This is a genomic window from Flavobacteriales bacterium, from assembly GCA_013214975.1.
Lineage (GTDB): Bacteria > Bacteroidota > Bacteroidia > DT-38 > DT-38 > DT-38.
The window spans coordinates 1-25,337 of record JABSPR010000336.1 but is presented as its reverse complement, the minus strand read 5'-3'; the positions used below and the strand labels follow the sequence as shown (position 1 = coordinate 25,337).

The window sequence follows — 25,337 nt, the reverse complement described above, 5'->3', positions numbered from 1 at the left end:
TATTCTTGCTCAAGCTTTTTACAAATAGTATATAACATATGAGTAGGCCTAGGAAGCTAAAAAGAGAAAGAAAAATTGTTGAATTTGATCTATAGGCCTCAAATTTTTCAAAATCAAGATTAAATACAACCTCTTTATTAGACGACTCTATACCGAAATTATTCTCAATATCCGTTATTTCAATACCGGTGCTAGAACTAATCCCAAAGCCCTTATAAAAATTATCTTCTAAATATTTATTTTGATAGGAGTACTCATGTTTGATTAGTTGAGTAGCTATGTAAATCCGTTCCTCCTCCTGAACCTTTACAACTTGATACCAGCCATTCCTTAATCTTACTACTTCATCGTTAGAGAAAACATTTTTAATTCGAAGAGGAACACCGTTATCAGACCAATAAATAATTTTATCCTTTTCATAAATAAAATAAGAAGTTCCCTTATTTAGACTGCTCTCATCTAACCCAAATTCGTTCGCATGAAAGGTTTCTCTAATACTTAGAGATCTATTCTTCTCAACAAAAGTATCGAGGGATTTATTTAAACGATCGTAGTTAATGAGATAGCTTTTCTGAAATGAGCTAAATACCTCATCCTCGCTCACCAGAAATAAGGAGCTCTTATCCAAGGCCAAATTAAAGCCAAGAAATAAAATAAAAGCAATAAGTAGCTTAATGTTCAGCTTCATGATAGAGGTAATATTCAATTAGCTTGATAACAAAATAAATGCCATCCAAACTACCGATTTGAAGTATTCAAGATATTGATAATATCTGAGACAACTTTAGTTCCCAGCAATCAATTGATCTACTCTCTCTTGAATTTTCATAAAGAATTGATTCCTGTGCTTCTCGGATACCTCTGATATTAACGTAGACTTACCCATTAAATTGGTCATCCAATCGTCCGTCTCTTTACAGAACTTATCGTTTGTCGTAATTAGTAAGTTCAATGTATTATGGCTGATAAACAACATTCTTGATTCCCCACCCAATCTTGCCAGTACTTTGTTATTTGCCAATAACACTTCGTTATAATAAACCTTGTACTTCGCTTTTTGAACATCCAGATGCCCTGAAGGAATTTTCACTCCTTTCTCTGCTTGTAGTTGAATGTGCTCAAAGAATTTCTTTAGCTGATGGCAAACTTCTATAAAGTCTTCTTTAGAATCAAACATCCCAGAATCCTTACAGTATTTAAGTTGATTGATCGTACTGTTAATTGTATCCGCATTCCAGATCTCTATAGTATCAACTTCTCTATATCTTCTTAATGCCTCTTTACCAAGGCTCAGTATCTCAGGATCTATCTCTCCTATTTTAAATTTTTTCTTCTCATAATCCGGAAACTGGTAGATCATCTTTAACCAGAAATAGGTTTTAAAAGCAGCCAATTCTTCAAACTCGAAATAATTAAAGATTGGAATATCCATTGCGGAATATATCATCTCGCTATTCTCGAAACTTTTAATCTGACCAAGATTTTTAATAATGGATTTCAAATAGATAGAAAAATCGAATGACTCTACATCTACGTGAGAGTACTTGAATGTAACTGCATCAGAAGATTCACTAATCAAAGAATCCACGGATACTCCAAATTGAGAGCTCAAAATTTTAATCTCATCAAAAGTTAAGGAAGTCTGCCCACGAATTCTTCTATAGACACTATCGTTACTTACATTTAATAGTTCTGCTAACTCATCCACCAAGGATAAGTTGGGTGGCAGTTTGTCCTTTATCTGTTGAAGAAAAGCGTTCTGTATATTGTCTTTACCTGTCATGATTGGAGCGAAAGTAATACTTTTTGCATGTCCCGCCCTTCTGGAAATTAATGTTTTACGCCTTTCAGTAATTCCAATCCAGAATTCTCATTTATTGCAGCTTCTACCGGATAACCCAAAATCCGTTTCATAAATAATTGATTATCGCAAATCGCCAATAAAAGCCCGCATTATGTAGTTTTTACCAGAGAGTAGGAGGATATATGTTTGACAAATATTAATAACAAAAAATTAAAACTATGAAAACAATTAAAACTACTACACTAATAATTATTACTGTATTAATCAGCATTTTTAAAATTAAGTGCACAAGGAAATAACTCTATTGCTTTATTAGAAGTTGAAGCCAACGGTATAAATATAGGCCAGCGTTAACTCGATAACATTACACGAGTAGAATGAGATAAATTATTTAAATATAATTTGATGGATAAATATGACACTAGAGACAAATTAAAACAGTCGGGCAAGAAATTCGAATCATGTTTTGGTAAGGAGTGTTTGGTAAGAGCAGGAACAGTTCTGTGGATTCACAATATGTTAAGTACTAGTATAGAATCCTACGATGACAAAATTGTGATAACAATGCGACTTATTGATGTAAGAGGGTCTAGAGTGATAGAAACGAGTATCAGCGAATATTTAAACGCCCCTACTAGAATACAATCCATGATAGAATATTCATTAAAGAAATTACATAATATAGAACCTGTAGATGAAGCCGATAAGCTAAAAATAGGCGCGCTAACATACTATAGCAGTCAATCCAATCTATGATTCCCAAAACACAAAAAATTAAAGCTTAATGGTTTTAGAAACTCTAGAACTGGATTGGAATTCGCCTTTGGTCTATCTTTTAAAGCCGCATCATTTTGCAAGTGGTTACTACGATGCAGATAAAAAAATGGCAGCTAGCGAGCTCATGGGACAGAAATAGTTCTGATACAAAACCTGATATGACTGAAGAAATTGACTCTAGAGGAGATATATAATTTCTGGCTGGGTATGGGCAATAGGAAAAACCTTCAAATCAGGTCACTTAAACATCCCTGTTAACGCATATTTCTCACTCTCTAGAAAGGCCATGTAATAGGCTTATCGATGGGATTCTATGTAAAATAAGAACTAAGAGAAGAAACTGTATAGATAAAGGAAGAGGACTTAGGTCCTCTTTTTTTAGGACTTTAAGGCTTCAGCACCACCAACGATCTCTAAGATCTCATTAGTAATTGCAGCTTGTCTTGCCTTATTATATTGTAAGGTAAGATCTTCTTTCATCTCAGATGCATTATCAGTTGCCTTGTGCATTGCTGTCATTCTAGCACCATGTTCAGACGCTACAGAATCTAATAACGCCTTATAGAACTGTGTCTTTAACGAAAGGGGAAGAAGTTCTCTTACAATTTCCTCTTTATTTGGCTCAAAAATATGATCTGTATGAGCAACTGTTGAGGCATTATCCTCAGAAGGTAGAAGAGGTAAAAACTGCTCTGTTGTAATATCTTGTGAAGCGGCATTAATAAATTTATTATACACCAAAATTACACGATCAAAATCGTTATGCTCAAACGCAGCCATTACCTTCTCGGCAATACTAGATACATTTTCGAACGACATATTATCGAAAACTTCATCCATATCTCTTGGCAAAAAAGTACCTCGAATAGCATAGTCCGTGTTCTTGAAGTAATCAGTCGCTTTCTTACCAATAGACATTACAGTCACTTGCTTTCCTGCATACTTCTCATTTATTAAACTATTTGTTCGTTTAATAATGTTCGAATTAAATGCACCACAAAGACCCCTGTTAGATGTTATTGGAATAATAAGAATATATCTTTCACCGCCATCTCTTGTATAAATACTCTCATTACCATCAATACTCGAACTAATATTCTCAAGGATTGAAGTCAACTTTTCAGAATAAGGTCGCATCTGAACAATCGCATCTGTAGCTCTTTTCAATTTAGCTGCAGATACCATTTTCATTGCAGATGTAATCTGCATTGTAGTACCTATAGAGGTAATACGATATCTTATTTCTTTTAAGTTAGCCAATGTCTTCTGTTTTAGTCGATGTAGTTAGCTGAAATATCTGCGCATACTTTGTCTAGAACAGATATTACTTCATCCGTTAATCCACCTGCCTTAATCGTATCCAAAATATCTCTATGCTTAGATTCTAGGTATCCTACAAACTCCTCTTCAAATGCTTTTACCTTTTTTACAGGAACTTTTTGGATTAACCCTTTCGTTCCACAATAGATGATAGCAACTTGTTTCTCAACAGTAACAGGAGAATACTGACCTTGCTTAAGAATCTCAACATTTCTAGAACCTTTGTCCAATACCGCTTTAGTAGTAGCATCAAGATCAGAACCAAATTTAGAGAAAGCCTCTAGTTCACGATACTGTGCTTGATCCAATTTCAGTGTACCAGAAATTTTCTTCATTGATTTAATCTGAGCATTACCACCAACACGTGATACCGAGATACCAACATTAATCGCTGGTCTTACTCCAGAGTTAAACAGGTTAGACTCTAAGAATATCTGACCATCAGTAATCGAAATTACATTTGTTGGGATATAAGCAGAAACGTCACCAGCTTGTGTTTCAATAATTGGTAATGCTGTTAAAGAGCCTCCACCTTTTACAATTCCTTTTAAAGAATCTGGTAAATCATTCATAGCGGCAGCAATCCCATCTGAGTTATTCACTTTCGCCGCTCTTTCCAATAACCTAGAGTGCAAGAAGAACACATCACCAGGATATGCCTCACGACCCGGAGGACGTCTCAATAGTAACGATACCTCACGGTAAGCAACAGCTTGTTTAGACAAATCATCATAAACAATTAACGCCGGCCTGCCAGTATCCCTAAAATACTCACCTATAGCTGCACCAGTAAATGCAGAATAAAACTGCATTGGAGCTGGATCAGCTGCAGAAGCACATACAACAGTTGTGTAAGCCATTGCGCCATGCTCTTCAAGCGTTTGAACTATACCAGCTACAGTTGAACTTTTTTGTCCACATGCAACATAGATACAATAAACAGGCTCGCCTTTATCGTAAAATTCTTTTTGATTGATAATTGTATCGATAGCAATTGCTGTTTTACCAGTCTGTCTATCGCCAATAATCAACTCTCTTTGCCCTCTACCAATTGGAATCATAGCATCAATTGCTTTGACACCTGTTTGAAGAGGCTCAGTAACTGGTTGTCTATAGATAACACCAGGAGCCTTTCTTTCTAATGGCATGTCGTAAGTCTCTCCTTCAATTGGTCCCTTACCATCGATTGGTTGACCTAAAGTATCCACAACACGACCTAAAATACCTTCACCTACATTAATGGATGCAATTTTACCAGTACGTTTTACAGAATCACCTTCTTTCAACCCAGCAGAACTACCCAATAATACAGCACCTACGTTATCCTCTTCCAAGTTAAGAACGATTGCTCTTAAACCAGTCTCGAATTCAATTAGCTCACCAGATTGAACTTTTTTAAGACCATAGATACGAGCGATACCATCACCTACGTGTAATACCGTTCCTACTTCTTCTAATTCTGCATCAGATTTGAAACCAGATAACTGCTCTCTTAATATTCCTGATATTTCTGCAGGTTTAACTTCAGCCATTTTGTTGCTTTTTAATTTAGACTATATGTTTTCTTAAGTGTTCTTAAGTCTTTAAGAATACTTGAATCCCACTGATCATCACCAACACGAAGTATAAAACCTCCGATGATGTCTTCATTCACCCTTTCCTCGAGCTCAACAGTTGCATTGTATGTACTTGCCACTTTTTCTTCGACTTGTTTTCTCAAACTCGCATCTAATTTAACTGCAGTAGTTACAATGGCACTAACAATGTTGTTCTCTTTCTTATACACAGCAAAGAATTCACTAATAATATCCTCTAAAAACATTTCACGTTTTTTAAAGGTTATTAAATTAACGAACGCCATAGATTCTTTTGACATCTTAGTGCCAAAAATACTATCAAGGATTGCCAATTTTTTTTCCGTTTTAACCACCGGACTTTTAAGTAAAAGCGCAAACTCTTTTGAATCATCACAAGCTTTTGAAAACATAACCATGTCTTCATAAACTTTAGGTAGTACGCTCTTCTCCTTCGCAATTGCGATTAAAGATTTAGCGTACCTAGATGCGATTCTATTAGCCTTCATTTACTTAATTCAATTTTAGATCCTTGAGCATATCTTCTGCTCTTTTCTTTTGCTTATCTGCATCTGATAATTGCTCTTTCAATATTGTCTCAGCAATATCTATAGATAAAACAGCTACTTGCTTTCTGATTTCATCAACAGCAGCAGTTTTCTCACGAGCAATGTTCTCACGAGCAGAAGCAAGTTCCTTATCGGTTACTTCTTTAGCTTTTTCTTTAGCTTCAGCAACGATACCATCCTTCAGCTCACGAGCTTCTTTGATCATCTCGTTTCTTTCGGCTTTAGCTTCCTCTAGTAAATTTTCATTACTAGCATGAAGTTTTTCCATTTCCTTCTTAGCCTTTTTAGCTTGTTTCAACGCATCTTCGATCGAGTCTTCTCGTTCTTTAAGCGCACCAAGAATAGGCTTCCACGCAAACTTCTTTAACAAGAACATTAGCGTAAGGAAAGAAATGGTCATCCAAAAAAGTAGACCAATCTCTGGAGTAACTAATTCCATAAATTTTGCTTTTGTTTAGGATTCTAATTATCCTAATCCTACAATAAACCCAAGTGCTACTGCACCAAGTGCTACACCCTCAACAAGTGCTGCTGCAAGAATCATATTAGAAGCAATATCTCCTTTTACTTCTGGCTGACGAGCGATAGCTTCTAAAGCGCTTCCACCGATTCTACCAATACCAATACCAGCTCCTACTGCTGCGATTGCAGCACCTACAACAGCTCCTGCTTTTGCTACTCCTGCGCCCATTGCACCTGCTGCAGCTGCAGCTTCTAATAAAATAGTTAATGTAACCATGACTTATATATTAAAAATTAAACAAATTAAATTTTATTAATGATGATCTTCCACTACTGCCATACCAAAATAAATGGCTGACAAGAACGTAAATACATACGCTTGAAGGATCCCCACTAATAATTCCAAACAGTTGATGAAAATAGTAAACGGAATTGCAGGTACGGCTGTACCGTATCCAGCCCCTGTGTTACCATCACCAAACAAAAATATCAAACAAAAGAATACTAACAATACAATATGACCTGCGGTAATATTCGCAAAAAGTCGGATTATTAATACCGCCGGCTTAATAAGAATTCCTAAAATTTCAATAGGGGTTAAGATAAATAACACCCATGTTGGAACACCAGGCATAGCCAATACATGTCTCCAATATCCTTTTCCACTATTCTTCAAGATGTAAAATAAGATTACCGTTGCTAATACGATTGGCACTACGATATTACCCGTTACGTTAGCTCCACCTGGAAAGAATGGAATTAAACCGAGAATGTTATTGATCCAAATGAAGAAGAAAATTGTAAGCAGGATAGGCATAAACTTCATGTAATGCTTTTCTCCTATAGATGCTTTTGCAATATCGTCTCTTACAAATAAGATGACTGGCTCTAAAAAAGATTGTAATCCAGATGGAGCATGACCCGCATTCTTTTTATACGATTTTGCAATCGAAGTAAAAACTAATAGCAATATCACAATACTTAATAAAAGCGAAGCAACATTTTTTGTTATCGATAAATCAATTATTTCGCTAGTAGCTGCCTCGTCCTTTACATCATTAGCATCTACAGCAATAATATGCTTGTGCTCTAATCTATAGCCATTATAAGTAGCAGTACCGTGATGAAAATTACTTGAAGAGAATGTTTCAATTCCTTTTGACGAAGTATAAATGATTATAGGAAGCGGTAAAGACGCATGTCCATACAAATGCCAATCGTGTGCATCTGTAATATGCTCTATGATCAACTTACCGGGACTGAACTTTTCATGGTGCCCTTCGTCATCATGCCCAGCAAATACATTGCTACCCAAAGCAAGCATTGCGATTAACGCAATTGAAGTAATTTTTCTTAATACTAACAGTCTACTCATCTACTGATATTTCGAGATCATCAAATTTGAGGGTGCAAAAGTAGGCAATTACTCTTTATTTGCTGCAATGTATTCGTGTCTTTCTTTACAGAAAGGTTATAGAGATCAGTAAATGATGGAATTACCTCAACTACTCAGGCTCATGATTATCGGTTTTTAACAATTTCATTAAGGCGATAACTTCAAAAATCAAGAAGATAAAGTAAAAAGCAAGTAAGGTAATTACGAATGGCTTTAACCCTTTTTTATTGACATAGGAATACACCGCAATACTTCCTATAATCGAGAAAAATTTAATTAACATGCTTTTCATAAACTGCTGAACAAGCAGAGCCGCACGTTCACCTATTGATTTTAACATTAGCCAATAGGACAAACTATTAATAATAAAAAAGAATACTATTATAAACCATGTTTCTGGGAACGGCATAATAAGTCCTGTAAACTGACGAATACAAAAGGAACCAATCGCAATTATTACAGAGAAAATTAAATTCTTTATTAAAAATTGCTGCATTAGAATGTTTACTTTTTTAGAACATCTTTTATTACCATGTACATGGCAACAAAGATCGAAAATATTGCAAGTATTGCTGTAAATTTTGATGATCCTTCTTCTGAAAAGTGTTCATCCAGCTTCATACCGGCGTAACAACCAAGCATAATCGTTATGAACATCTGGAATGCCATCCCAGAGAAACGCAAATAATTATTTGATTTTTTGGACTTCTTATCGTCGTCCATCGAATTGAATTTAAGCTGTCTTTTCTCCTGCTACCATAGATGGTACAGCAGTAGGAGCAGTAGTTGAGGTATCTTCAGCGTTCATGTCTTTAATAACTGCACCCATAGAACATGTACCTGAAAAATTTGCACCTGGTTCAATAGAAATCTTATTCGTTATGATATCACCAATAAGTTTTGCAGTAGATTTTAATGACAATAATTCAGACACGTTAATTTTTGCCTTCACCATACCGCTAATATTGGCGTTTTTGCATTTAGTATCTCCCTCAATAATGCCCGATTCGCCAACTACAATTTTACCCTCACAAATTATTGAGCCTTTAATTGTTCCGTCGACCCTAATATCTCCTTGGGTTAGGATTTTACCTTCGATCACAGTACCACTTGCTATGGTATTGTGGGCTACCCCTTCCTGATTGCTATTATTCATGCTTCCAGTTTTTTTATTATTTGAGAAATTCTTTAACACCTAAAATTAATTTATAAATAACTACTACAGCTGCCTTTTATGGATACTGCTAATTTTGGTTTTATACTTTATTTTAAAGCTAAATTAATCAATCGAAATAAGCTCTAACCATAAACGATTCATACTTATCCACATCTTGATCTTTATAAAAGCGGATATAATTGCTTTTCCATATAATAAGCATACGCTGCCCGATACTAAGATCGATAAATGTATTATTATCTGCTAAAGTTTCATAGTATTCCATTGCTGGTGCCGCCTTCTTAAACCATTTGACAGTAATCATTGTCAAGTCTTTTTTTATTGGAATGGTCTTCAAGGTAAACTTTTTGGTTCTAAAATATTTTTTGTTAAAATCAGATAGGTTATTCTTAAAAGTGTTCAAATCTGTTTTTTCTGCATTTATAATTAAAACAACATAATGAACGTCGTTTTCATTTATTTCTTTATAAATGGAAGGTACCTCTTCGGCTTCCTCTGAAATTTGCTCTTCTCTTTCTGTATCCAAATATGCTATTACTTTCTTGGCCAAATCCGCAACACTATCCTGAGGGTATGTACTAATTAACTTGTTTAACCTTTCTTTAAGTTTTGCTTCGTTACGTTCTGTTTTGCTTTTAGCCAATGCATTGAGGTATTCAAACTTAGGCATCAACTTATTTCCTTTATAATCATTCGATGCAACTAAGTAGTTACTCTGTACTCTTTTATATTGACCCGAATTAAAACTCTCGTAAGTGTATTCATATAAGGTTAATATCTTATCAGCCTCCTTTCTAACCTCCTCCGCATAATTTGGATTTCGTACCACTGCCGCATAATCACTATTAGGATATTCCTGTAAAAGCCTCTTTTTATAGTAATTTGAAGTGGACTCTCTTTTGTTTAAGTCATATAGTTTATAGAGATAATACATTACGCCATCCTCTAATTTGCACCCTTTATAATTTTTAATGAGATACTCATAAGATATGATCGCCTTTTTCCTTTCTCCAAAATCTTCCTCGTAAATTCTTCCTAACTCAAAATAAGCCTCAACAATTCTTTCTTCCGAAGCTGCTTTCTGTTTATCACTAAAAGGAACATTCTTTAGATAAGTAGACATATTCTTCAAGTCGCCTTCCAAAGCATATTCATTAACTAGCTCTTCTTCCTCATCAAATTCTGCAAACTCTCCGCCATCCAAAGTTGTTTTCAACGACCTACGCCAATTGTCTTCCAGTTTTCTATCTCCCCATTTTGTTTTAAACTCCGCAATACCAAAGCTCATTACACTTGTATTATAAAAATACCACGAAGATCCTCCACCACCTGGCCTAGGACGACCAGAAGAACTCCTGGTATTTTCTCTCATCAATACTTTTTCCTGCTTCTCTATTTCTGCTTGTTCCTTGGCTAATCTTTCGTCTTCTTCAGCTTCTTTTATTAGCTCTTTGATAATCTTATTCCTCTCCCTTTCGCTCATCTCTGCAAACGCAAGAAGACTATCCTCATTAGAAATAATATTCAAATTGTACACCAGTCCTTTCAGATTATTTCTCCGAATAAATACCTCTTCATACCTTGGATATTCTTTCGATAAAACAGTTAACGTAGAATCGTAATAAGATTTAGCCTGTGGGTAATTCGGTCTTTCAAAAAATATGTCGCCTATTGCCAAGTATGATATTGCCTTTTGATTATTATCATTTACACTACTACTAACAGAAAGCCTATAATGCTGTATAGCGGCTGGAATATCATTTTGCTCCTTATATAATTCGGCCAATACAAAGTATATTTTGTCTCTATACTCTTTGTTTTTCTCGTCATCCAACATTTTCTTAAGTGGATTAATAACCTTGTCGAAATCATCCGAATCACCCATAGAACACATTGCAAGATTTAACTTGGCATTAAATGCCATCTCATATGGGGGGTTGTACTTAATTACCTCATTATAATAATCAGCTGCCATGAAGAAATTATTTTTCTCTTGATAAATCTGAGCTAGTATATAAGCCAAGCGAGCCTTATCCCGTTTTTTCTTAGTATCGTCAATTACCTCCTTAACCAGTTCAATTGCTCTATCCTCCTCATTGTTCTCTAAGAACATATGGGCCTTTATTTTCTTTGCTTCCAAAAGAACTTTCTTTGGAATTTCCGCTTCTTCAATAATTAATGCATAAATATGATCGGCCTTTTCATATTTCTTTTCCTCTACATAAAGCTTATACAGCCATAATTTAGCATCGTATCTAATGTCTTCATCTTTAAATTCTTTCGCCACATAAGACATCATTTCGTTTGCCTTGGAGAAATCTTTCTTATAAAAACTAGCCTTACCTATAAGTAGATAACAGTCGTCTATCCACCTACAGTATTCTTTCTTTTTAATGTAAATCGAATGGCGCTGAATAACATTTGAAGCTTTTTCAATTGCCTTATCCATTTCTGGATAAACTGATTTGGCCGCTTTAGAATCGCCATTTATATATAGAGGCAATAATTGGGTATAGTTGTCTTTATATGATTTCTCTATTTTCTGCTTCCCAGCCTTTAAGTTTTCTTTTGCATAGAAGTAACCATTGTACTTAGAAGTAATGTTATGGTAGGAGCGCGTAGCGAAAGTGTTCTTCTTTGTTGAGCACGCTGTCAACAACAGAAAGGACAAAATCAGGAGCGCAAAAGACTGAATTTTAAATCCAATCATAATATAAATCGTTCTTATTACAAGGCCTATTAACCCTAATCAGGTAAAATTATTTTATTTTTCCTTAAAACAACGGTAATTTTAGTTCGCAAAGATAACTGAAGAATAATTGATCAATAAGAAAATAGAAATCATTGAGTAGAAAATATCGATTTATATTAATGCAGGATGAGACGTACGAGGAGAAATCGTCGTTCTCGTTTTCGCCAATGAAGTTCTTTACTTTGTTTTTTGGAACAATATTCTGTTTTGCGGGAATAATAGTTTACATATTGGCCTTTACGCCAGTTAGAGAATATATCCCTGGCTATACCGATGTTGAGTTAAAGGCCCGTGCAATGAGAAACAAAGTTCGTCTAGATTCTATCGAAGAAAAGATGAATATTAAAGATGCCTATATCAATAATATCCGTCAAATCTTGTTAGGAGAAGAAGTAGGCGGGGAAGAACAAATAATAGATACTGCAGACTTAAAAGCGGGCGAGGTAGCCATTGATCTTAGTAGGTCTAAAGAGGATTCCGTTTTACGAGAGGCTATAAAGAATGAAGAAAAGTACGGATTGAATCCAACTAAATCCATTAATAATTCCAGTTCAGTACTGCCATTTTTTACTCCACTAAAAGGTGAATTTTCGAGTTTGTTTGATCCTACAATACAGCACTTCGGGGTTGATATTGTAGCCCCAAAAGATGAAACCATTAAATGTACTTTGAGCGGAACCGTAATCCTTGCTACTTGGACATCCGAGACAGGTCATGTTATAGGAGTCCAACATAAAAATAATTTAATCTCCTTATACAAGCATAATTCTATATTGCTTAAAAAAGTAGGAAACTATGTTAAGGCTGGTGACCCAATCGCAATTATAGGTAACACTGGCAACCTCACTACAGGCCCACATCTTCATTTCGAGCTTTGGCTGAACGGCAACGCACTAGACCCAGCTGCGTATATCGCATTTTAAGCCGAAATATTTAGAAGATGTCAATCAAAGCAAGCCTTAGTAAACCATTTTCAAAACTAATTGTATATCAAATAAAAAAATGGAGCAGTAAGCCTGTTCATAGTCAACAGAAGGTATTCAAAAAACTTATCGCGCAAGCCCAAAACACCACTTTTGGTAAAGACCATCGATTCGACAAAATTTCTTCCTACCAGGATTTTAAGGACAATGTACCTGTTCGAGATTACGAAGAAATCAAAGGCTACATTGAGCAAATTATAGAAGGAAAAAGTGATGTACTTTGGAAAGGCAAGCCAATTTATTTTTGTAAATCATCTGGCACTACTTCCGGAATAAAATATATCCCTATTACTTCCGATTCTATAAGTAACCACATCGATTCGGCCAGGAATGCTCTTCTGTGCTATATCAATGAAACGGGAATCACAAAATTCATTGACGGAAAAATGATTTTTCTTCAAGGAAGTCCTGAATTAGATGAAATTGGGGGCATACCCCTTGGTAGACTTTCCGGTATCGTTGCGCATCATGTGCCTAGCTACCTTATGAAAAATAGACTCCCGTCCATGCCAACAAATATGATTGACAATTGGGATACAAAAGTTAAAGAAATTGTTGACGAAACAGTAGATCAAAATATGACTCTCATTGGAGGTATTCCATCATGGATTCAAATGTATTTTGAACGACTTAAAGAAAAGTCTGGCAAGGAATTAATAAAAGATATTTTTCCTAATTTCTCTGTTTTCGTTTTTGGTGGAGTAGATTATAAACCATACCAATCCTTGCTAAATGATCTAATTGGCATAAAGATTCCAACCATTGAATTGTATCCTGCTTCCGAAGGTTTCATCGCCTATCAGGATTCTCAAAAGGAAGAAGGAATGTTGCTTAATCTCGACTCTGGTATTTTTTTCGAATTCATTAAAGCCGATGATTTTTTTAAAGACGACAGAAAAAGGCTTTCTATAGAAGATGTTAAACTGGGTGTAAACTATGCATTAGTCCTTAGTAGTAATGCTGGGTTATGGGCTTATAGTATAGGAGACACAATACGATTTGTAAACACAAATCCGTATCGAATAATAGTTACAGGCCGAATCAAACATTTTATCTCTGCATTTGGAGAACATGTAATTGGAGGTGAAGTAGAAAAAGCAATCTCTAAAGCCTGCGCCGAAACCAAAGCAGAGATTATAGAATTCTCCGTTGCGCCCATGGTAAATCCTAAAGAAGGTTTGCCTTACCACGAATGGTTTGTAGAATTTAGAAAAGAGCCAAGCGACATTAATAAATTCAAATCAATTCTTGATGAGTCGATGCAAGAACAAAATATCTATTACAAAGATCTCATCGTCGGCTCTATTTTACGACCTTTGCTGTTAACACGAGTACAAACAAACGGCTTTACTAATTACATGGCATCCCTTGGAAAACTCGGCGGTCAGAACAAAATTTCTCGTTTAGTAAACGACCGTTCCGTGGCAGATAAGTTGATAAAATATATACTACAAGATTGACAGATAAAAAAAGAAATATCGCCATTTTAGGATCTACGGGATCAATAGGCACACAGGCTTTAGAGGTAATAGGAAGTCATCCCGACAAACTTTCCCTAGAGGTTCTTACCGCAGGTTCTAATTTCGAATTGCTTGCCAAACAGGCAATTAAATTTCAACCCAATGCAGTCGTTATTTCTGACGAAAGTAAATACAAAGCACTTTCCGAGTTACTTGCTGATGAGGATATCAAGATATATGCTGGAGAAGATGCATTAAATCAAATAGTAGGAATAGAAGGTGTTGACGTAGTACTAACTGCTATCGTTGGCTATGCTGGACTTAAGTCTACCATGTCGGCTATACTCGCTGGCAAAACTATTGCCTTGGCAAATAAAGAGGCCCTTGTTGTTGCAGGAGAACTCGTTACATCACTTGCTCAACAAAAAGCAGTAGATATCTATCCTGTAGATTCGGAACATTCTGCAATTTTTCAATGCTTAACCGGAGAAATATACAATCCTATTGAAAAAATATACCTCACGGCTTCAGGAGGCCCTTTTAGAGGGAAAACCTTAAATGAATTGCAGCATGCAACTAAGGCTCAAGCGTTAAATCATCCAAATTGGAGTATGGGTGCTAAAATTACAATCGACTCTGCTACAATGATGAACAAGGGCCTGGAGGCAATTGAAGCCAAATGGTTGTTTGGGTTAAAACCAGATCAAATTGATGTAGTTATTCATCCACAGTCAATCATACATTCTATGGTTCAGTTTGAAGATGGCTCCATTAAAGCGCAAATGGGATTACCAGATATGAAGCTGCCTATTCAATATGCATTTACCTATCCAATTAGATTAAAATCCGATTTCGAACGTCTTAACTTTAAAACACTTAGTGAATTAACATTTGAAAGTCCGGATAAAGAAACTTTTCGTAATCTTGCTTTAGCCTACGATGCGATGGAAAAAGGAGGAAACGCTCCGTGTGTTTTAAACGCATCGAATGAAATTGCGGTAGACGCCTTTCTGAATGAAAAAATTGGATTTTTAGACATTTCTCACGTTATCGAAAAATGTATAGACAAGATGGATTACATTGCAAAACCTTCAATAGACGACTACATTGAAGTCGATACAGCAACAAGAATAATGGCAAATGAATTTATTACTAAAATGAGCAACTAGATAATGGAGATGTTCATTAAAATATCACAGTTTATTCTTAGCCTCTCCATTTTGGTGGTTTTACATGAGCTCGGTCATTTTATTCCTGCAAAACTTTTTAAAACTAGAGTTGAGAAATTTTATCTCTTCTTCGATCCCTGGATCTCTCTTTTCAAAATAAAGATGGGAGGTACTGAATATGGTATCGGTTGGCTCCCTCTCGGCGGCTATGTAAAAATTGCCGGTATGATCGATGAATCAATGGACAAAGAACAATTAAAAAAACCTGTTCAGCCCTGGGAATTTAGAGCCAAACCTGCATGGCAGAGGTTAATAATTATGCTTGGTGGAGTTTCTGTTAACCTAGTTCTATCTGTAGTAATTTATTGGATGATTTCATTTGTTGATGGAACCACCTACTTACCTAACGACAGTCTTAAAGATGGCGTATGGTGTCAACATGAAATAGCACTTGAAATAGGATTTAAAAATGGAGATAAATTAATTTCTGTAGACGGAGAAGAGGACCAAAGATTCTTCCGCCTTCTTAGTCAATTGCATGTAGGAAAAACGGTAGAAATTGAAAGAGACGGAATTAGAAAAACTATTAATTTACCCATTGATCTACTCGGCCAAATCAGCACATCCGATATGCGAGGCGGATTACTTAGCTATCGAATTCCCTTTTTTATATCACAAGTTGTGGAAGGATCTGGAGCATCAAAATCGGGCATTCAGATTAAAGATAAAATTGTAGGACTCGATGGCCAACCTATCAAGTACTTCGACGAATTTAAGGATGGAGTTAAAAACAGAGGTGGCGAAACAGTACACGTAACCGTTGAAAGAGACACAGAATTAATAGAACTAGATATTACACTTTCTGAAGAAGGAATTGCTGGTATTGCACCAGCAGGACTAGGACTTAGAGAATTGGAAAAGCTTGGTATTTATAAATTAGATGCACAACAATATGGTTTCTTTGAGGCGTTTCCTGTTGGTTTAAATGAAGCAAAAGAAACTTTAGGAGACTACCTAAATGGTCTTAAGCAATTCGCAAATCCAGATACGGGAGCCTATAAAGGAGTTGGCGGCATTATTGCAATGCTTAATATTTTTCCGAACGATTGGGACTGGTTGCGTTTTTGGAGATTAACTGCTTTCTTATCTCTAATGCTAGCAGTTATGAACCTTTTACCAATTCCTGCACTTGACGGAGGGCATGTAGTGTTTCTTATTTATGAAATGATTACACAAAGAAAACCCAACGAAAAGTTCATGGAATATGCTCAATTGGCGGGAATGGTTATGATATTAATTTTAATGCTTTTTGCAAATGGGAACGACGTTATTAAAATGCTTCCATAGGGCGCTAACCCTATCTACTATTCTTGTTTTCGTCGCAAACATCTCGTCCGTTTCCTCCCAAGAACTCGACTCAGCTTCCACCTCAATTCCAGAACTTGAAGAACCCTCTTTTTCTAAAATTATAATAGTGCCTTTTGAAACAAGGATGTATTTTTCTAACATCGATGGTGCTCTCAGTAAGAATAGCGGCAACTCACCTGAAGAAATAAAAGGAGCATTTAGATTTAATTTACAGCACAGTTTATTTGCTGAGATTAAAACGAAAACTTCTCTTGGAACAATTTCTTTATTAAGCTCAGAAAACGAAGAACTACAAGAAGACCTCCTTAATCTACATGCTGCAATAGGCTATAACTACAAAGAAATACCTGTTGAACCGGATACAACCAGGCCAACGGTTAAGAAATCTCTATATGATATTAAAGACAAATTAAAAACTTGGAAAAAGAAGGAGGAGCCTAAGGCCCCAACAACCGATATTACTAGCGGAGAACTAACGGCGCGATCATCTGATGGATTAGAAAAATTTATGGCAACAATGATCTTGGACCAAGAAGCATTCTCCGCAATTGGATCTAAATACGAAGCCGACTTATTTCTGTTTATCAATCAAATTGATATTAGAACAGCAGCTATAAATCAAAATGAAATATGGAACGCGAAAGATGAAAGAGAAATAAAAGTTCATTTTTCTATATTGAATAAACAAGGTGTAGAAGTATATGCCTCAGCATTTAAATCTCGATTTACTTCTCAAATGAATGAAATAGATGACATTATTAATAGTAGTATTCAAAATATTTCAGCTCAAATAGCAAATCAAACGCCTAAAAAGACCTCTACCAAAGCACAAATTAAAAAGACCGATTCCGATCAGTTAATGATGAAAGAACAAAACATTTTGGGTAAATAAAAAGTAAAACAGTCTCAGAACAACTATAGTTACTTTTTATGCATTAATCCAAATACGTGCACAGGCCATTTTTTACACATTATTTTATTCGTACCTCCTGCCTGGTTATACTATTCTCAACCTCAGTAAGCTTCAGCTGCTCGCAATCGAAAGATATTTATTTAGACATCGCTAACATAAACTTCAACCTTCTTGAGCATCTTGTTAAACTAGAAATAGACAGCATTAGAAGAAGCAAGAACAGAAATAACCTATTCAATAACGATATACTCTTTAAAACGGCTCAAGATCACGCCTGGTTTCTTTCTTCCTCTAAAGAAATATCTCACCTTCAAAGCGGAAAGAAGAAAACAGCTCAAGATAGGGCTGAGTTTTATGGCAGTAAGTACTTCACGGTAGCTGAAAACATCCTATCCGTAACAATACACAAACCCATTTCTGATGCCAGGACAGATGCATCCTCTTTTGATATAACCCTTTCTACCTATCTCGATGTTGCGAGATACGCAGTTGGTTTATGGGCAGATTCTTAAAAACATTTCTCTAATCTAAATAGTAAAAACGCTATTCATACCGGAGTAGCTTTCGCTTTTAACAAAGAAAGGTCTGAACTCTATATAGTAAACTTGCTAACCATTACACCACTAAAGTTCATTCCTGTCAAAGATCCCGACAACTTCCCATATGCAACTTTAAATAAAAAAAGAGACCATAAAAGAAGGTGTAAACATAGCTATCGTTTAAAAGCATTTCGTTTGGACTAAAGACATGGGGTTCATAAAGGCAAGCAAGAAAACCTACAACGATAAGAAATTAGCTGCCAAATCGGTATACCGTAACGGAATGCTCTTAATGCAATATAAGGATGCAAAAAAGCTATTTACAACGATAATCCGCATAAACCCAAATATTCAAAAACTCTATTTCAAGAGGCAAAAGGAAAATCAACTTACATTAATCAAAAAAAATTTAGGTATAAAAACATCCCTTTTAAAACCTTATGAATTCAGAATAAATATAGATTCCTTATCACCGAATATGTCGGCAAATCTTGTGTATTTCAAGAAAAATAAAATATCTTATTCTCAATATTTAAATCCTTTTATACCAGAGTTCATTACCGCCTAAATGCCCTATGTGCATGATATTAAAATACTCGATTTCCCTCCAAAGGCCTTATCCGAGACTATAAGCGATACACTGAAGTTTACTATCTATTTTAAAAGGAACGAACATAAAGTAGACCCTATAATCCGCTTATTCAATACTACTGGACTCGCTATTACGAGTGCACAAGTGGAAGCGTATTCGAGTGTAGAAGGAACAAAAAAGTAGATGACGAATTGTATTTAAAACGTGCAGATCATTTTATATCTGCAATACATCAATTCAAGTTAACACGCTCGATAGAATCCCTACACTTGATGATAACGCAAAAAAACAAAAAATCAGATCACCCCTAAGAGACTCATTAATGATCTACTCTCATTTAGAAAGAGTTTTAAAGTTATGTCAATCAACCCTTCTTGCTTTAAATGGTACCATGTCCGAATCTTTAGATGAAAGACACAACTATTGTGTTAAAGGAAAAAACCTATCGGAATCAGAAAGGCTTAAATACAGCACGTACTATATGCCATTTAACCAACATAAATGGATAACCAAGCTATTTGATCCATTAATAAATAATCCAAATCCTAGTCTCACTACATTAACAGAGTACTTAAGGTATATTTCCTTTTTCTTTAATAATTCGAACCAAGTACAAAATAACTGCTTAACTCTAATAAACCGGTTTTCATCTAATAGCTGGTGCGAGCTTCTCACTAAAACTTACCCTATCAAAATTAAAATCCTAGAAAAAAACGAGTTAAGTACCTTATACTGTACGAAATGCCTTTCTAAGAATTAATCCTATAAATAAGACAAACCTCTTTCATGTTTATCTCGTATATTTCAAAACACCACTAATAATTACATCAGTTGGACAATAATTAATCCTCAAAAAACCGCTTAAAACACCTATTAAAAATAGATTTTTCATAAAAGAAACTGATTATCAAATCGATATGTTAACCTACAAGAAAGCTAAGCGAAGAACAATTTCTGGAAAAATAATTCCAATCATACTTAGCGCCTTTCTGTTTTTGTCATTTGATGCCTTTTCTCAAATTAGCCAAGGGTTTAACAAGATAGGAGAGTTTGGAGAGTTTCATCCAGACTGGGCCAAGGTTTGGAAAACAGACAAAGTTGGATTTATTGACGAAGCTGGTGTAATTGTGGTAGATCCTAAATATCACAATATAGATGCATATGGCGTGTATCACGAGGAATGGGCTCTAGTAAGTTTAGGTGGTAGAATTGGTTTTATTAATGATAAAGGCTCGGAAGTAGTTCCATTAAAGTACCAAACTATTTCTCCCTTTTTTGATGGCTATGCACTTGTAGGCCTAGGTAATAAAGTCGGATTTATTGATGAAAATGGAAATGAAGTTGTAAAGTTAACTTACAATACGATAGAAAGATTTGGTGTCTTTCAGCCTGATTGGGCAATGGTTCACCTAACAGGTAAAAAAGGTTTTATCGACCGAACGGGACACGAAATTGTTAGAGCTATGTACAACGACATTTACCCGTTTGGAACCCATCAAGATAATTGGGCAATGGTAAAAATTGGGCATAAAATAGGATTTATTGATACTAAGGGCTCAGAAGTAGTACCTGTAAAATACAATGGCATAATGCCATTTGAAGAAGGACGGGCTATAGTTTCAATAGGCGAAAAATTCGGAATAATTAATGAGCAGGGTAACGAATTCGTTACCGTAGCTTACAAAAGCATTATGCCATTTGGTGAATATCTTGAAGAGTGGGCCATGGTAGAAATAGGAGACAGAGTTGGATTTATTAATAAACTAGGTGAAGAAATAGTTCCATTAAAGTATTACACCGTCGAAAAATTTGTAGACGGTAAAGCAAAAGTTCATGTTGGTGATAAACAAGGATATATCAATGAGCAGGGTATTGAAATAGTTAAGTTGATATATAATAACATCGAACCCTATAATGAATATCAAGAAGGCTGGGCAAAAATCAGAATCGGTTTACGATATGGGTTTATTGACCAAGCAGGAGGACAAATTGTTAAGCCAATATATAATTCTATAGAACCCTTTGATCAATATAGAGAAGGGTGGGCGAAAGTTAAAATAGGAGAGAGGTACGGATTTATTGATGAAAAAGGCGGACAAGTGGTTCCTAACAAATACAGTGAAATTAAACATTTTAACGAGGGTAGGGCATTTGTATATATCGGTAAAAAGGTTGGCTTTATTGACGATTATGGTTATGAAGTGGTTCGCCCTAGATACGATGTAATTCGACCATTTAAGAATGGACGGGCCGAAATTAAACTCGGTAATAAGGTTGGTCTAATTAATGAAATGGGGAAAGAGATTGTCCCTCTAAATTAAGATTTGTAAATCGCACAATTCTTAAATTACTTAATTGTAAAATACACGTAAAAGCTAACTGAGCAAGCCAATGTATCCGTTGTAACACTCAATGATTCTGAATTTATTGTTAATGAATTACTCGCTTTAATTTCATCCGAAAAACTCGTGAAAGCCGCAGATCCAGAAGTACTATTTAAATCTAGGCTATATGATAGAGTGACTCTGTCCGTCTTTATACTCATCACCATTACTGTACAATTCCAACTCATATATGTCTGATGATTCACCGTGCATAGTAATATATCCTTCAATTTTATTATCCGCATGGTCCTCGCTACAACTAAATACCCTTACTTGAATATCCGTTACACCAAATCGCTGTATTTGATCTCTCTGATCGGCGTATTGCGCTAATTCTTCGGTGCTATAAGGATCTAAAACAGTATCATTAAATACAACCGTATTCTGATATACAGTAAGATTCCTGTCAAACCGAATAACATCATCTCTTTCGATTGTATACTCTTTATCACATCTAGAAAGCACAACAGCAACTGAAACAAAACCTAACAACAATTTTCCCATTTTCATATCTAACCGCTTATTATTTTGATTATCATACGGATATCTTTTTGTGAATGGTACTAGCCTATCTCATTTACTGATAGATTCTAGCTCCCTTTCAGCAGCTACATCAGCAAACCTGACACTTTTCATATTTTCTTACAATACCCGTTGATCTTCGTAATATTCTGCGCAATAAGAAAATCGTATTAGGCGAATAAAATAGCCCTGCATTGAAGCATTTTCTTATACATTAAAGCTTCGGCCCCATTTTATACATTAATTCTTATCTGCGTAATTTTACAAGCAGTATGGAATTCAGCGAGAATATTAGACAAAAGGGGAAATCCAAGAAGAAGGTGAACAAACGGCTAGCCCAAAAGCTTGGTAGCCTGAAAGAAGGTGAACTTGATCGCCTATTTCATAACGCGCATGAAGAAGTATTTGAATACACCGACTGCCTCACATGCGGCAACTGTTGCAAAACAACAAGTCCCGTATTTACTTATAATGATATTGAGCGCATTTCTAAATCGCTCCGACTAAAACCAGGAAAGTTCATAGATACATACCTTCATCTCGATGATGAAAACGACTACGTGTTAAACTCGGCGCCATGCCCCTTTATTGATAAAGAGAACTACTGCTCAATATATTCTGTGCGACCTAAAGCATGTAGTGATTATCCACATACCGATCGAAGAAAACAATTTCAACTACTAGATCTCAACTTGAGAAACACCGAAGTATGTCCAGCCATTTTTGATATGTTCGAAAAAATCAGAAAGGAAATTTAAACTTGATCTCTTTCAATCTTAACAACCGGTTTTTTATACTTAGCCCCATCCAGTATTTCGGAATCAAATAACCTATTCATGAATATGTACTGATACGTTCTCGGAACAGAAATGTCTTCTACCTCATAGATATAAGAATTAGAAAACACTTCTCTAAGATCATTCATGCATACCCAAAAGAGAGGCCTGTAGCCCATAAACTCTTCATCCGCATCGTAAGCTGCTTCTAAAGGACAAAATGCCACTATTCTTTTCTCTACTACTTCTTTGTCGCTATTGAAATACCACTTCTCTTTTATTCTAAATTTCTCTACCATCGAGTAGTCCCAAGGCTCTTCTACTATCATTCCCTTTGCCTCTCCCTTAACCATGTCTTTCTCTAAAATAATAGTATCAATCTGCGATCCTGTTATCTCATTAAACTCATCACGACTCATTAGCTCTCCTAATACTCCATTCTCGTATATTTCAATTGACTCATTCTCTTTTACTCCATCAACTATAACTTTAATTAATGATTTGCGAAATAAGTCGTCGGATTCCGGATATGCAAAACCGACATTCTGCCCTTCAATTAAATCCATTTCACTCCATACATCCTGAGTCCAAACTATATCTTCCGATATCCGTTCTTCTTCTTGTGGTAGATCAATTGTAAATAAAGCAACCTTATTATTTGTCTTTGGATGACCTTGTTTTATTGACGCAGAATAGTTTCCATTTTTAAACGCATCTAAATAAGAAACTTCATTGCCATCAACTTCTAAGTCTACCACGTTTGCATTCCACAATATGTCCTTTACCTCGTCCATCTGTACAGAGAATAAAGGTTTATTCCCTTTAAAATTATTATTAAAATCAAATACCTCAATAACGGCAATTATCCCTATTATCTCCTTTGCAGCTATATTTTCATCGTCTGAATAATACCAGTTTTCCTTTACATAATACTTTACAACCGTAGATCTATCAAAAACCTCTTCCGAAGCAACAGGCTCTAATAAGTATGGCGGTTCTGGGCTTGGTACCCATGTGGTATCTAGCCTCGTTCCGGCCTTTTCGTGAAGCTCCTCTACCGTTAGAGGATATTCTGCACCAAAGAAAGGATGATATGTTGGAACAGCTTTTTCTCCAAGAGCGGCATCTAGAAGCACGTCTATCAAGGCTTCACCTTCTTCCAAACCCTTTGCAAAACCAATATTTTCCGCTTCTCTAACATCAATTACACTTATTACTTCCTGCTTCCATTTGTAATCGGATTCCATAATTAAGCTTACTGATGGGATAGGTCCGTTACTCTCTTTTCCTCCACAACTGCTCAAGGCCGTTAATAAAACCGTTGCCACAACTACATATATTAAATTCTTCATCTTAGTGTTGCTTATATTAATAGTGCACTCATTATTCATGTCATTAAAGTATAAATATTAATGTTTACAATATTATAAAGTAACCTCTTAATACCGATCAATGTATAATCCAGCCTTTCACCGTATCTTTGGTACCCCTAAAAAAAAGAATGGAGCTCATAGCAAAAACCTTTCATGGATTAGAAGATGTTCTAGCGAAAGAATTAACGGATCTTGGCGCTACTAACGTACAGCCGATTAAAAGAGCTGTTGCATTCGAGGGCAATCAGAAAATCCTATATAAGGCAAACTTACATTGCCGAACTGTATTGCGTATTCTACAGCCAATATTTACGTTCCAGGCAACAAACGAAAAGCAATTATATAAAGGTATTTATGACTTCGACTGGGAAACATATTTAGATTTAAATAGAACATTCGCTGTTAGCTCCGTTGTTCAGTCCGACTATTTTAACCATTCTAAATACGTCGCTTACAAAACGAAAGACGCCATTGCGGATCAATTCAACAAAAAGTACGATAAGCGTCCTGATGTAGATGTAGAACACCCCGATATTCAAATTAACGTTCACATTTTTAAAGACAAGGTGAGTGTTTCGTTAGATAGTACTGGCGAATCCTTACACAGAAGAGGATACCGCGACGAAACACATATTGCTCCCATAAATGAAGTGCTTGCTGCAGGTATGATTTTACTCTCCGGATGGGATCCCAAAACTGCTTTTGTAGATCCAATGTGCGGAACAGGCACTATTCTTTTAGAAGCCGCTATGATTGCATGTAATCATGCACCGGCTATTAACAGAAAGCATTTTAATTTTATGGATTGGCCCGATTTTGATCCTGAATTATGGAAAAAAATTAAAGACAACGCTAAAGTAAAATCTATACCCGACTACAAAATCTACGGTAGCGATATTTTAAAAAGCAACATGGAAAATATTGAACACTCTTTTTCCAATATAGATTTCGCAAAAAAAATACAATTAAAGAGAAAAGCTTTCGAGCAATTAGAGTCTCCCGATTCGGAAGGAGTAATTATGATGAACCCGCCATACGGTGAAAGAATTAAGCTAGAAGACTCTATTGAGATGTACAAAATGATTGGAGACCAACTTAAAACTCATTTCTCCGGATATGAAGCCTGGGTTATAAGCTCTAACTTGCAAGCAATAAAACGGGTTGGATTAAAACCAACCAAAAAAATTGTTCTATTTAATGGCGCATTAGAATGTAAATTCGTCAATTTTAGTTTATACAAAGGCTCCAAAAGAATTAACCCAAAAAAAGAAGATGAAGTTTGAAGATATAAATTTGCACGCCTCGTTAATGGAAGCAATCTCCTATATGGGATATAATGAATGTACTCCTATACAGGAACAAGCAATGCCAGAAATTCTTAAAGGCACCGACCTAATCGCTTGTGCCCAAACAGGAACAGGTAAAAC

At 35.6% G+C, this 25,337-nt stretch carries 27 protein-coding genes; 13 read left to right on the top strand and 14 right to left on the bottom strand.

Annotated features, from left to right (window positions below):
* Together HRT72_10845 and HRT72_10840 are read right to left on the bottom strand one after the other, a co-directional pair.
* Positions 1 to 706: hypothetical protein (locus HRT72_10845; GenBank protein ID NQY68201.1), on the bottom strand; the 706-nt coding region annotated here is incomplete at its 3' end.
* 78 nt (positions 707 to 784) lie between these two features.
* Positions 785 to 1,783, bottom strand: coding sequence for a helix-turn-helix transcriptional regulator (locus HRT72_10840; protein ID NQY68200.1), 999 nt, complete (start codon positions 1,781 to 1,783; stop codon positions 785 to 787).
* A 426-nt stretch (positions 1,784 to 2,209) separates the two neighbouring features.
* Between HRT72_10840 and HRT72_10835 the strand changes: the two genes are divergently transcribed.
* Positions 2,210 to 2,560 carry a hypothetical protein gene (locus HRT72_10835; GenBank protein ID NQY68199.1) on the top strand — a complete coding sequence of 117 codons (351 nt, stop codon included), beginning with the start codon at positions 2,210 to 2,212 and terminating at the stop codon, positions 2,558 to 2,560.
* A gap of 399 nt (positions 2,561 to 2,959) precedes the next feature.
* Here HRT72_10835 and atpG read toward each other — a convergent pair whose 3' ends face one another.
* From atpG to HRT72_10785, 10 genes are all read right to left on the bottom strand, one after another.
* Complete coding sequence (gene atpG / locus HRT72_10830; protein NQY68198.1) at positions 2,960 to 3,841, bottom strand: ATP synthase F1 subunit gamma; 882 nt, start codon at positions 3,839 to 3,841, stop codon at positions 2,960 to 2,962.
* 11 nt (positions 3,842 to 3,852) lie between these two features.
* Positions 3,853 to 5,433 carry a F0F1 ATP synthase subunit alpha gene (locus tag HRT72_10825; protein NQY68197.1) on the bottom strand — a complete coding sequence of 527 codons (1,581 nt, stop codon included), beginning with the start codon at positions 5,431 to 5,433 and terminating at the stop codon, positions 3,853 to 3,855.
* 11 nt (positions 5,434 to 5,444) lie between these two features.
* Positions 5,445 to 5,984, bottom strand: a complete 540-nt coding sequence (gene atpH / locus HRT72_10820; protein NQY68196.1) for an ATP synthase F1 subunit delta — start codon at positions 5,982 to 5,984, stop codon at positions 5,445 to 5,447.
* 4 nt (positions 5,985 to 5,988) lie between these two features.
* Positions 5,989 to 6,483 carry a F0F1 ATP synthase subunit B gene (locus HRT72_10815; GenBank protein ID NQY68195.1) on the bottom strand — a complete coding sequence of 165 codons (495 nt, stop codon included), beginning with the start codon at positions 6,481 to 6,483 and terminating at the stop codon, positions 5,989 to 5,991.
* A 27-nt stretch (positions 6,484 to 6,510) separates the two neighbouring features.
* Positions 6,511 to 6,783 (bottom strand): ATP synthase F0 subunit C, encoded by a 273-nt coding sequence (gene atpE, locus HRT72_10810; GenBank protein ID NQY68194.1) that lies wholly within the window; start codon positions 6,781 to 6,783, stop codon positions 6,511 to 6,513.
* A gap of 36 nt (positions 6,784 to 6,819) precedes the next feature.
* Positions 6,820 to 7,881, bottom strand: a complete 1,062-nt coding sequence (atpB, locus tag HRT72_10805) for a F0F1 ATP synthase subunit A (GenBank protein ID NQY68193.1) — start codon at positions 7,879 to 7,881, stop codon at positions 6,820 to 6,822.
* 130 nt (positions 7,882 to 8,011) lie between these two features.
* Positions 8,012 to 8,398, bottom strand: coding sequence for a hypothetical protein (locus tag HRT72_10800; GenBank protein ID NQY68192.1), 387 nt, complete (start codon positions 8,396 to 8,398; stop codon positions 8,012 to 8,014).
* Between the two features lie 8 nt (positions 8,399 to 8,406).
* On the bottom strand, positions 8,407 to 8,625 hold the full coding sequence (locus HRT72_10795) for an AtpZ/AtpI family protein (protein NQY68191.1): 219 nt from the start codon (positions 8,623 to 8,625) through the stop codon (positions 8,407 to 8,409).
* A 10-nt stretch (positions 8,626 to 8,635) separates the two neighbouring features.
* Entirely contained in the window at positions 8,636 to 9,058 is a 423-nt protein-coding gene (locus HRT72_10790) for a polymer-forming cytoskeletal protein (protein NQY68190.1), read from the bottom strand.
* A gap of 127 nt (positions 9,059 to 9,185) precedes the next feature.
* Positions 9,186 to 11,789 carry a tetratricopeptide repeat protein gene (locus HRT72_10785; GenBank protein ID NQY68189.1) on the bottom strand — a complete coding sequence of 868 codons (2,604 nt, stop codon included), beginning with the start codon at positions 11,787 to 11,789 and terminating at the stop codon, positions 9,186 to 9,188.
* A gap of 134 nt (positions 11,790 to 11,923) precedes the next feature.
* Between HRT72_10785 and HRT72_10780 the strand changes: the two genes are divergently transcribed.
* The 9 genes from HRT72_10780 (at position 11,924) to HRT72_10740 (ending at position 21,176) form a co-directional block, all read left to right on the top strand.
* On the top strand, positions 11,924 to 12,754 hold the full coding sequence (locus tag HRT72_10780) for a M23 family metallopeptidase (GenBank protein ID NQY68188.1): 831 nt from the start codon (positions 11,924 to 11,926) through the stop codon (positions 12,752 to 12,754).
* A 17-nt stretch (positions 12,755 to 12,771) separates the two neighbouring features.
* The gene (locus tag HRT72_10775; GenBank protein NQY68187.1) at positions 12,772 to 14,274 is read left to right on the top strand and encodes a GH3 auxin-responsive promoter family protein; all 1,503 of its coding nucleotides are present in this window, start codon (positions 12,772 to 12,774) and stop codon (positions 14,272 to 14,274) included.
* Positions 14,271 to 15,443, top strand: a complete 1,173-nt coding sequence (locus tag HRT72_10770) for a 1-deoxy-D-xylulose-5-phosphate reductoisomerase (GenBank protein NQY68186.1) — start codon at positions 14,271 to 14,273, stop codon at positions 15,441 to 15,443. The genes HRT72_10775 and HRT72_10770 overlap by 4 nt, the downstream gene beginning before the upstream one ends.
* A 3-nt stretch (positions 15,444 to 15,446) precedes the next feature.
* Positions 15,447 to 16,790: an RIP metalloprotease RseP gene (gene rseP, locus HRT72_10765; protein ID NQY68185.1), complete on the top strand. Its 1,344-nt coding sequence runs from the start codon at positions 15,447 to 15,449 to the stop codon at positions 16,788 to 16,790.
* Positions 16,759 to 17,703 carry a hypothetical protein gene (locus HRT72_10760; GenBank protein NQY68184.1) on the top strand — a complete coding sequence of 315 codons (945 nt, stop codon included), beginning with the start codon at positions 16,759 to 16,761 and terminating at the stop codon, positions 17,701 to 17,703. Before rseP ends, HRT72_10760 begins: the two co-directional genes overlap by 32 nt.
* A 56-nt stretch (positions 17,704 to 17,759) precedes the next feature.
* Positions 17,760 to 18,236: a hypothetical protein gene (locus tag HRT72_10755; GenBank protein ID NQY68183.1), complete on the top strand. Its 477-nt coding sequence runs from the start codon at positions 17,760 to 17,762 to the stop codon at positions 18,234 to 18,236.
* 235 nt (positions 18,237 to 18,471) lie between these two features.
* Complete coding sequence (locus tag HRT72_10750; GenBank protein ID NQY68182.1) at positions 18,472 to 18,831, top strand: hypothetical protein; 360 nt, start codon at positions 18,472 to 18,474, stop codon at positions 18,829 to 18,831.
* Positions 18,832 to 19,038, top strand: a complete 207-nt coding sequence (locus tag HRT72_10745; GenBank protein ID NQY68181.1) for a hypothetical protein — start codon at positions 18,832 to 18,834, stop codon at positions 19,036 to 19,038.
* A 734-nt stretch (positions 19,039 to 19,772) separates the two neighbouring features.
* Positions 19,773 to 21,176 carry a WG repeat-containing protein gene (locus HRT72_10740; GenBank protein ID NQY68180.1) on the top strand — a complete coding sequence of 468 codons (1,404 nt, stop codon included), beginning with the start codon at positions 19,773 to 19,775 and terminating at the stop codon, positions 21,174 to 21,176.
* A gap of 186 nt (positions 21,177 to 21,362) precedes the next feature.
* Here the strand turns inward: HRT72_10740 and HRT72_10735 are convergent, their stop codons facing one another.
* Positions 21,363 to 21,743, bottom strand: coding sequence for a hypothetical protein (locus HRT72_10735; GenBank protein ID NQY68179.1), 381 nt, complete (start codon positions 21,741 to 21,743; stop codon positions 21,363 to 21,365).
* A 290-nt stretch (positions 21,744 to 22,033) separates the two neighbouring features.
* On the opposite strand from HRT72_10735, the gene HRT72_10730 reads away from it, so the two are divergent.
* Positions 22,034 to 22,519: a YkgJ family cysteine cluster protein gene (locus tag HRT72_10730; GenBank protein NQY68178.1), complete on the top strand. Its 486-nt coding sequence runs from the start codon at positions 22,034 to 22,036 to the stop codon at positions 22,517 to 22,519.
* Here HRT72_10730 and gldN read toward each other — a convergent pair.
* Positions 22,516 to 23,889 (bottom strand): gliding motility protein GldN, encoded by a 1,374-nt coding sequence (gene gldN / locus HRT72_10725; GenBank protein ID NQY68177.1) that lies wholly within the window; start codon positions 23,887 to 23,889, stop codon positions 22,516 to 22,518. The two genes, HRT72_10730 and gldN, sit on opposite strands and share 4 nt — an antisense overlap.
* Positions 23,890 to 24,038: 149 nt before the next feature.
* Here gldN and HRT72_10720 point away from each other — a divergent pair, with 149 nt between their 5' ends.
* Both HRT72_10720 and HRT72_10715 read left to right on the top strand, forming a co-directional pair.
* Positions 24,039 to 25,193 (top strand): hypothetical protein, encoded by a 1,155-nt coding sequence (locus tag HRT72_10720; GenBank protein NQY68176.1) that lies wholly within the window; start codon positions 24,039 to 24,041, stop codon positions 25,191 to 25,193.
* Positions 25,183 to 25,337, top strand: a 155-nt coding sequence (locus tag HRT72_10715) for a DEAD/DEAH box helicase (GenBank protein NQY68175.1), incomplete at its 3' end; no start/stop codon positions are given. The genes HRT72_10720 and HRT72_10715, both read left to right, overlap by 11 nt.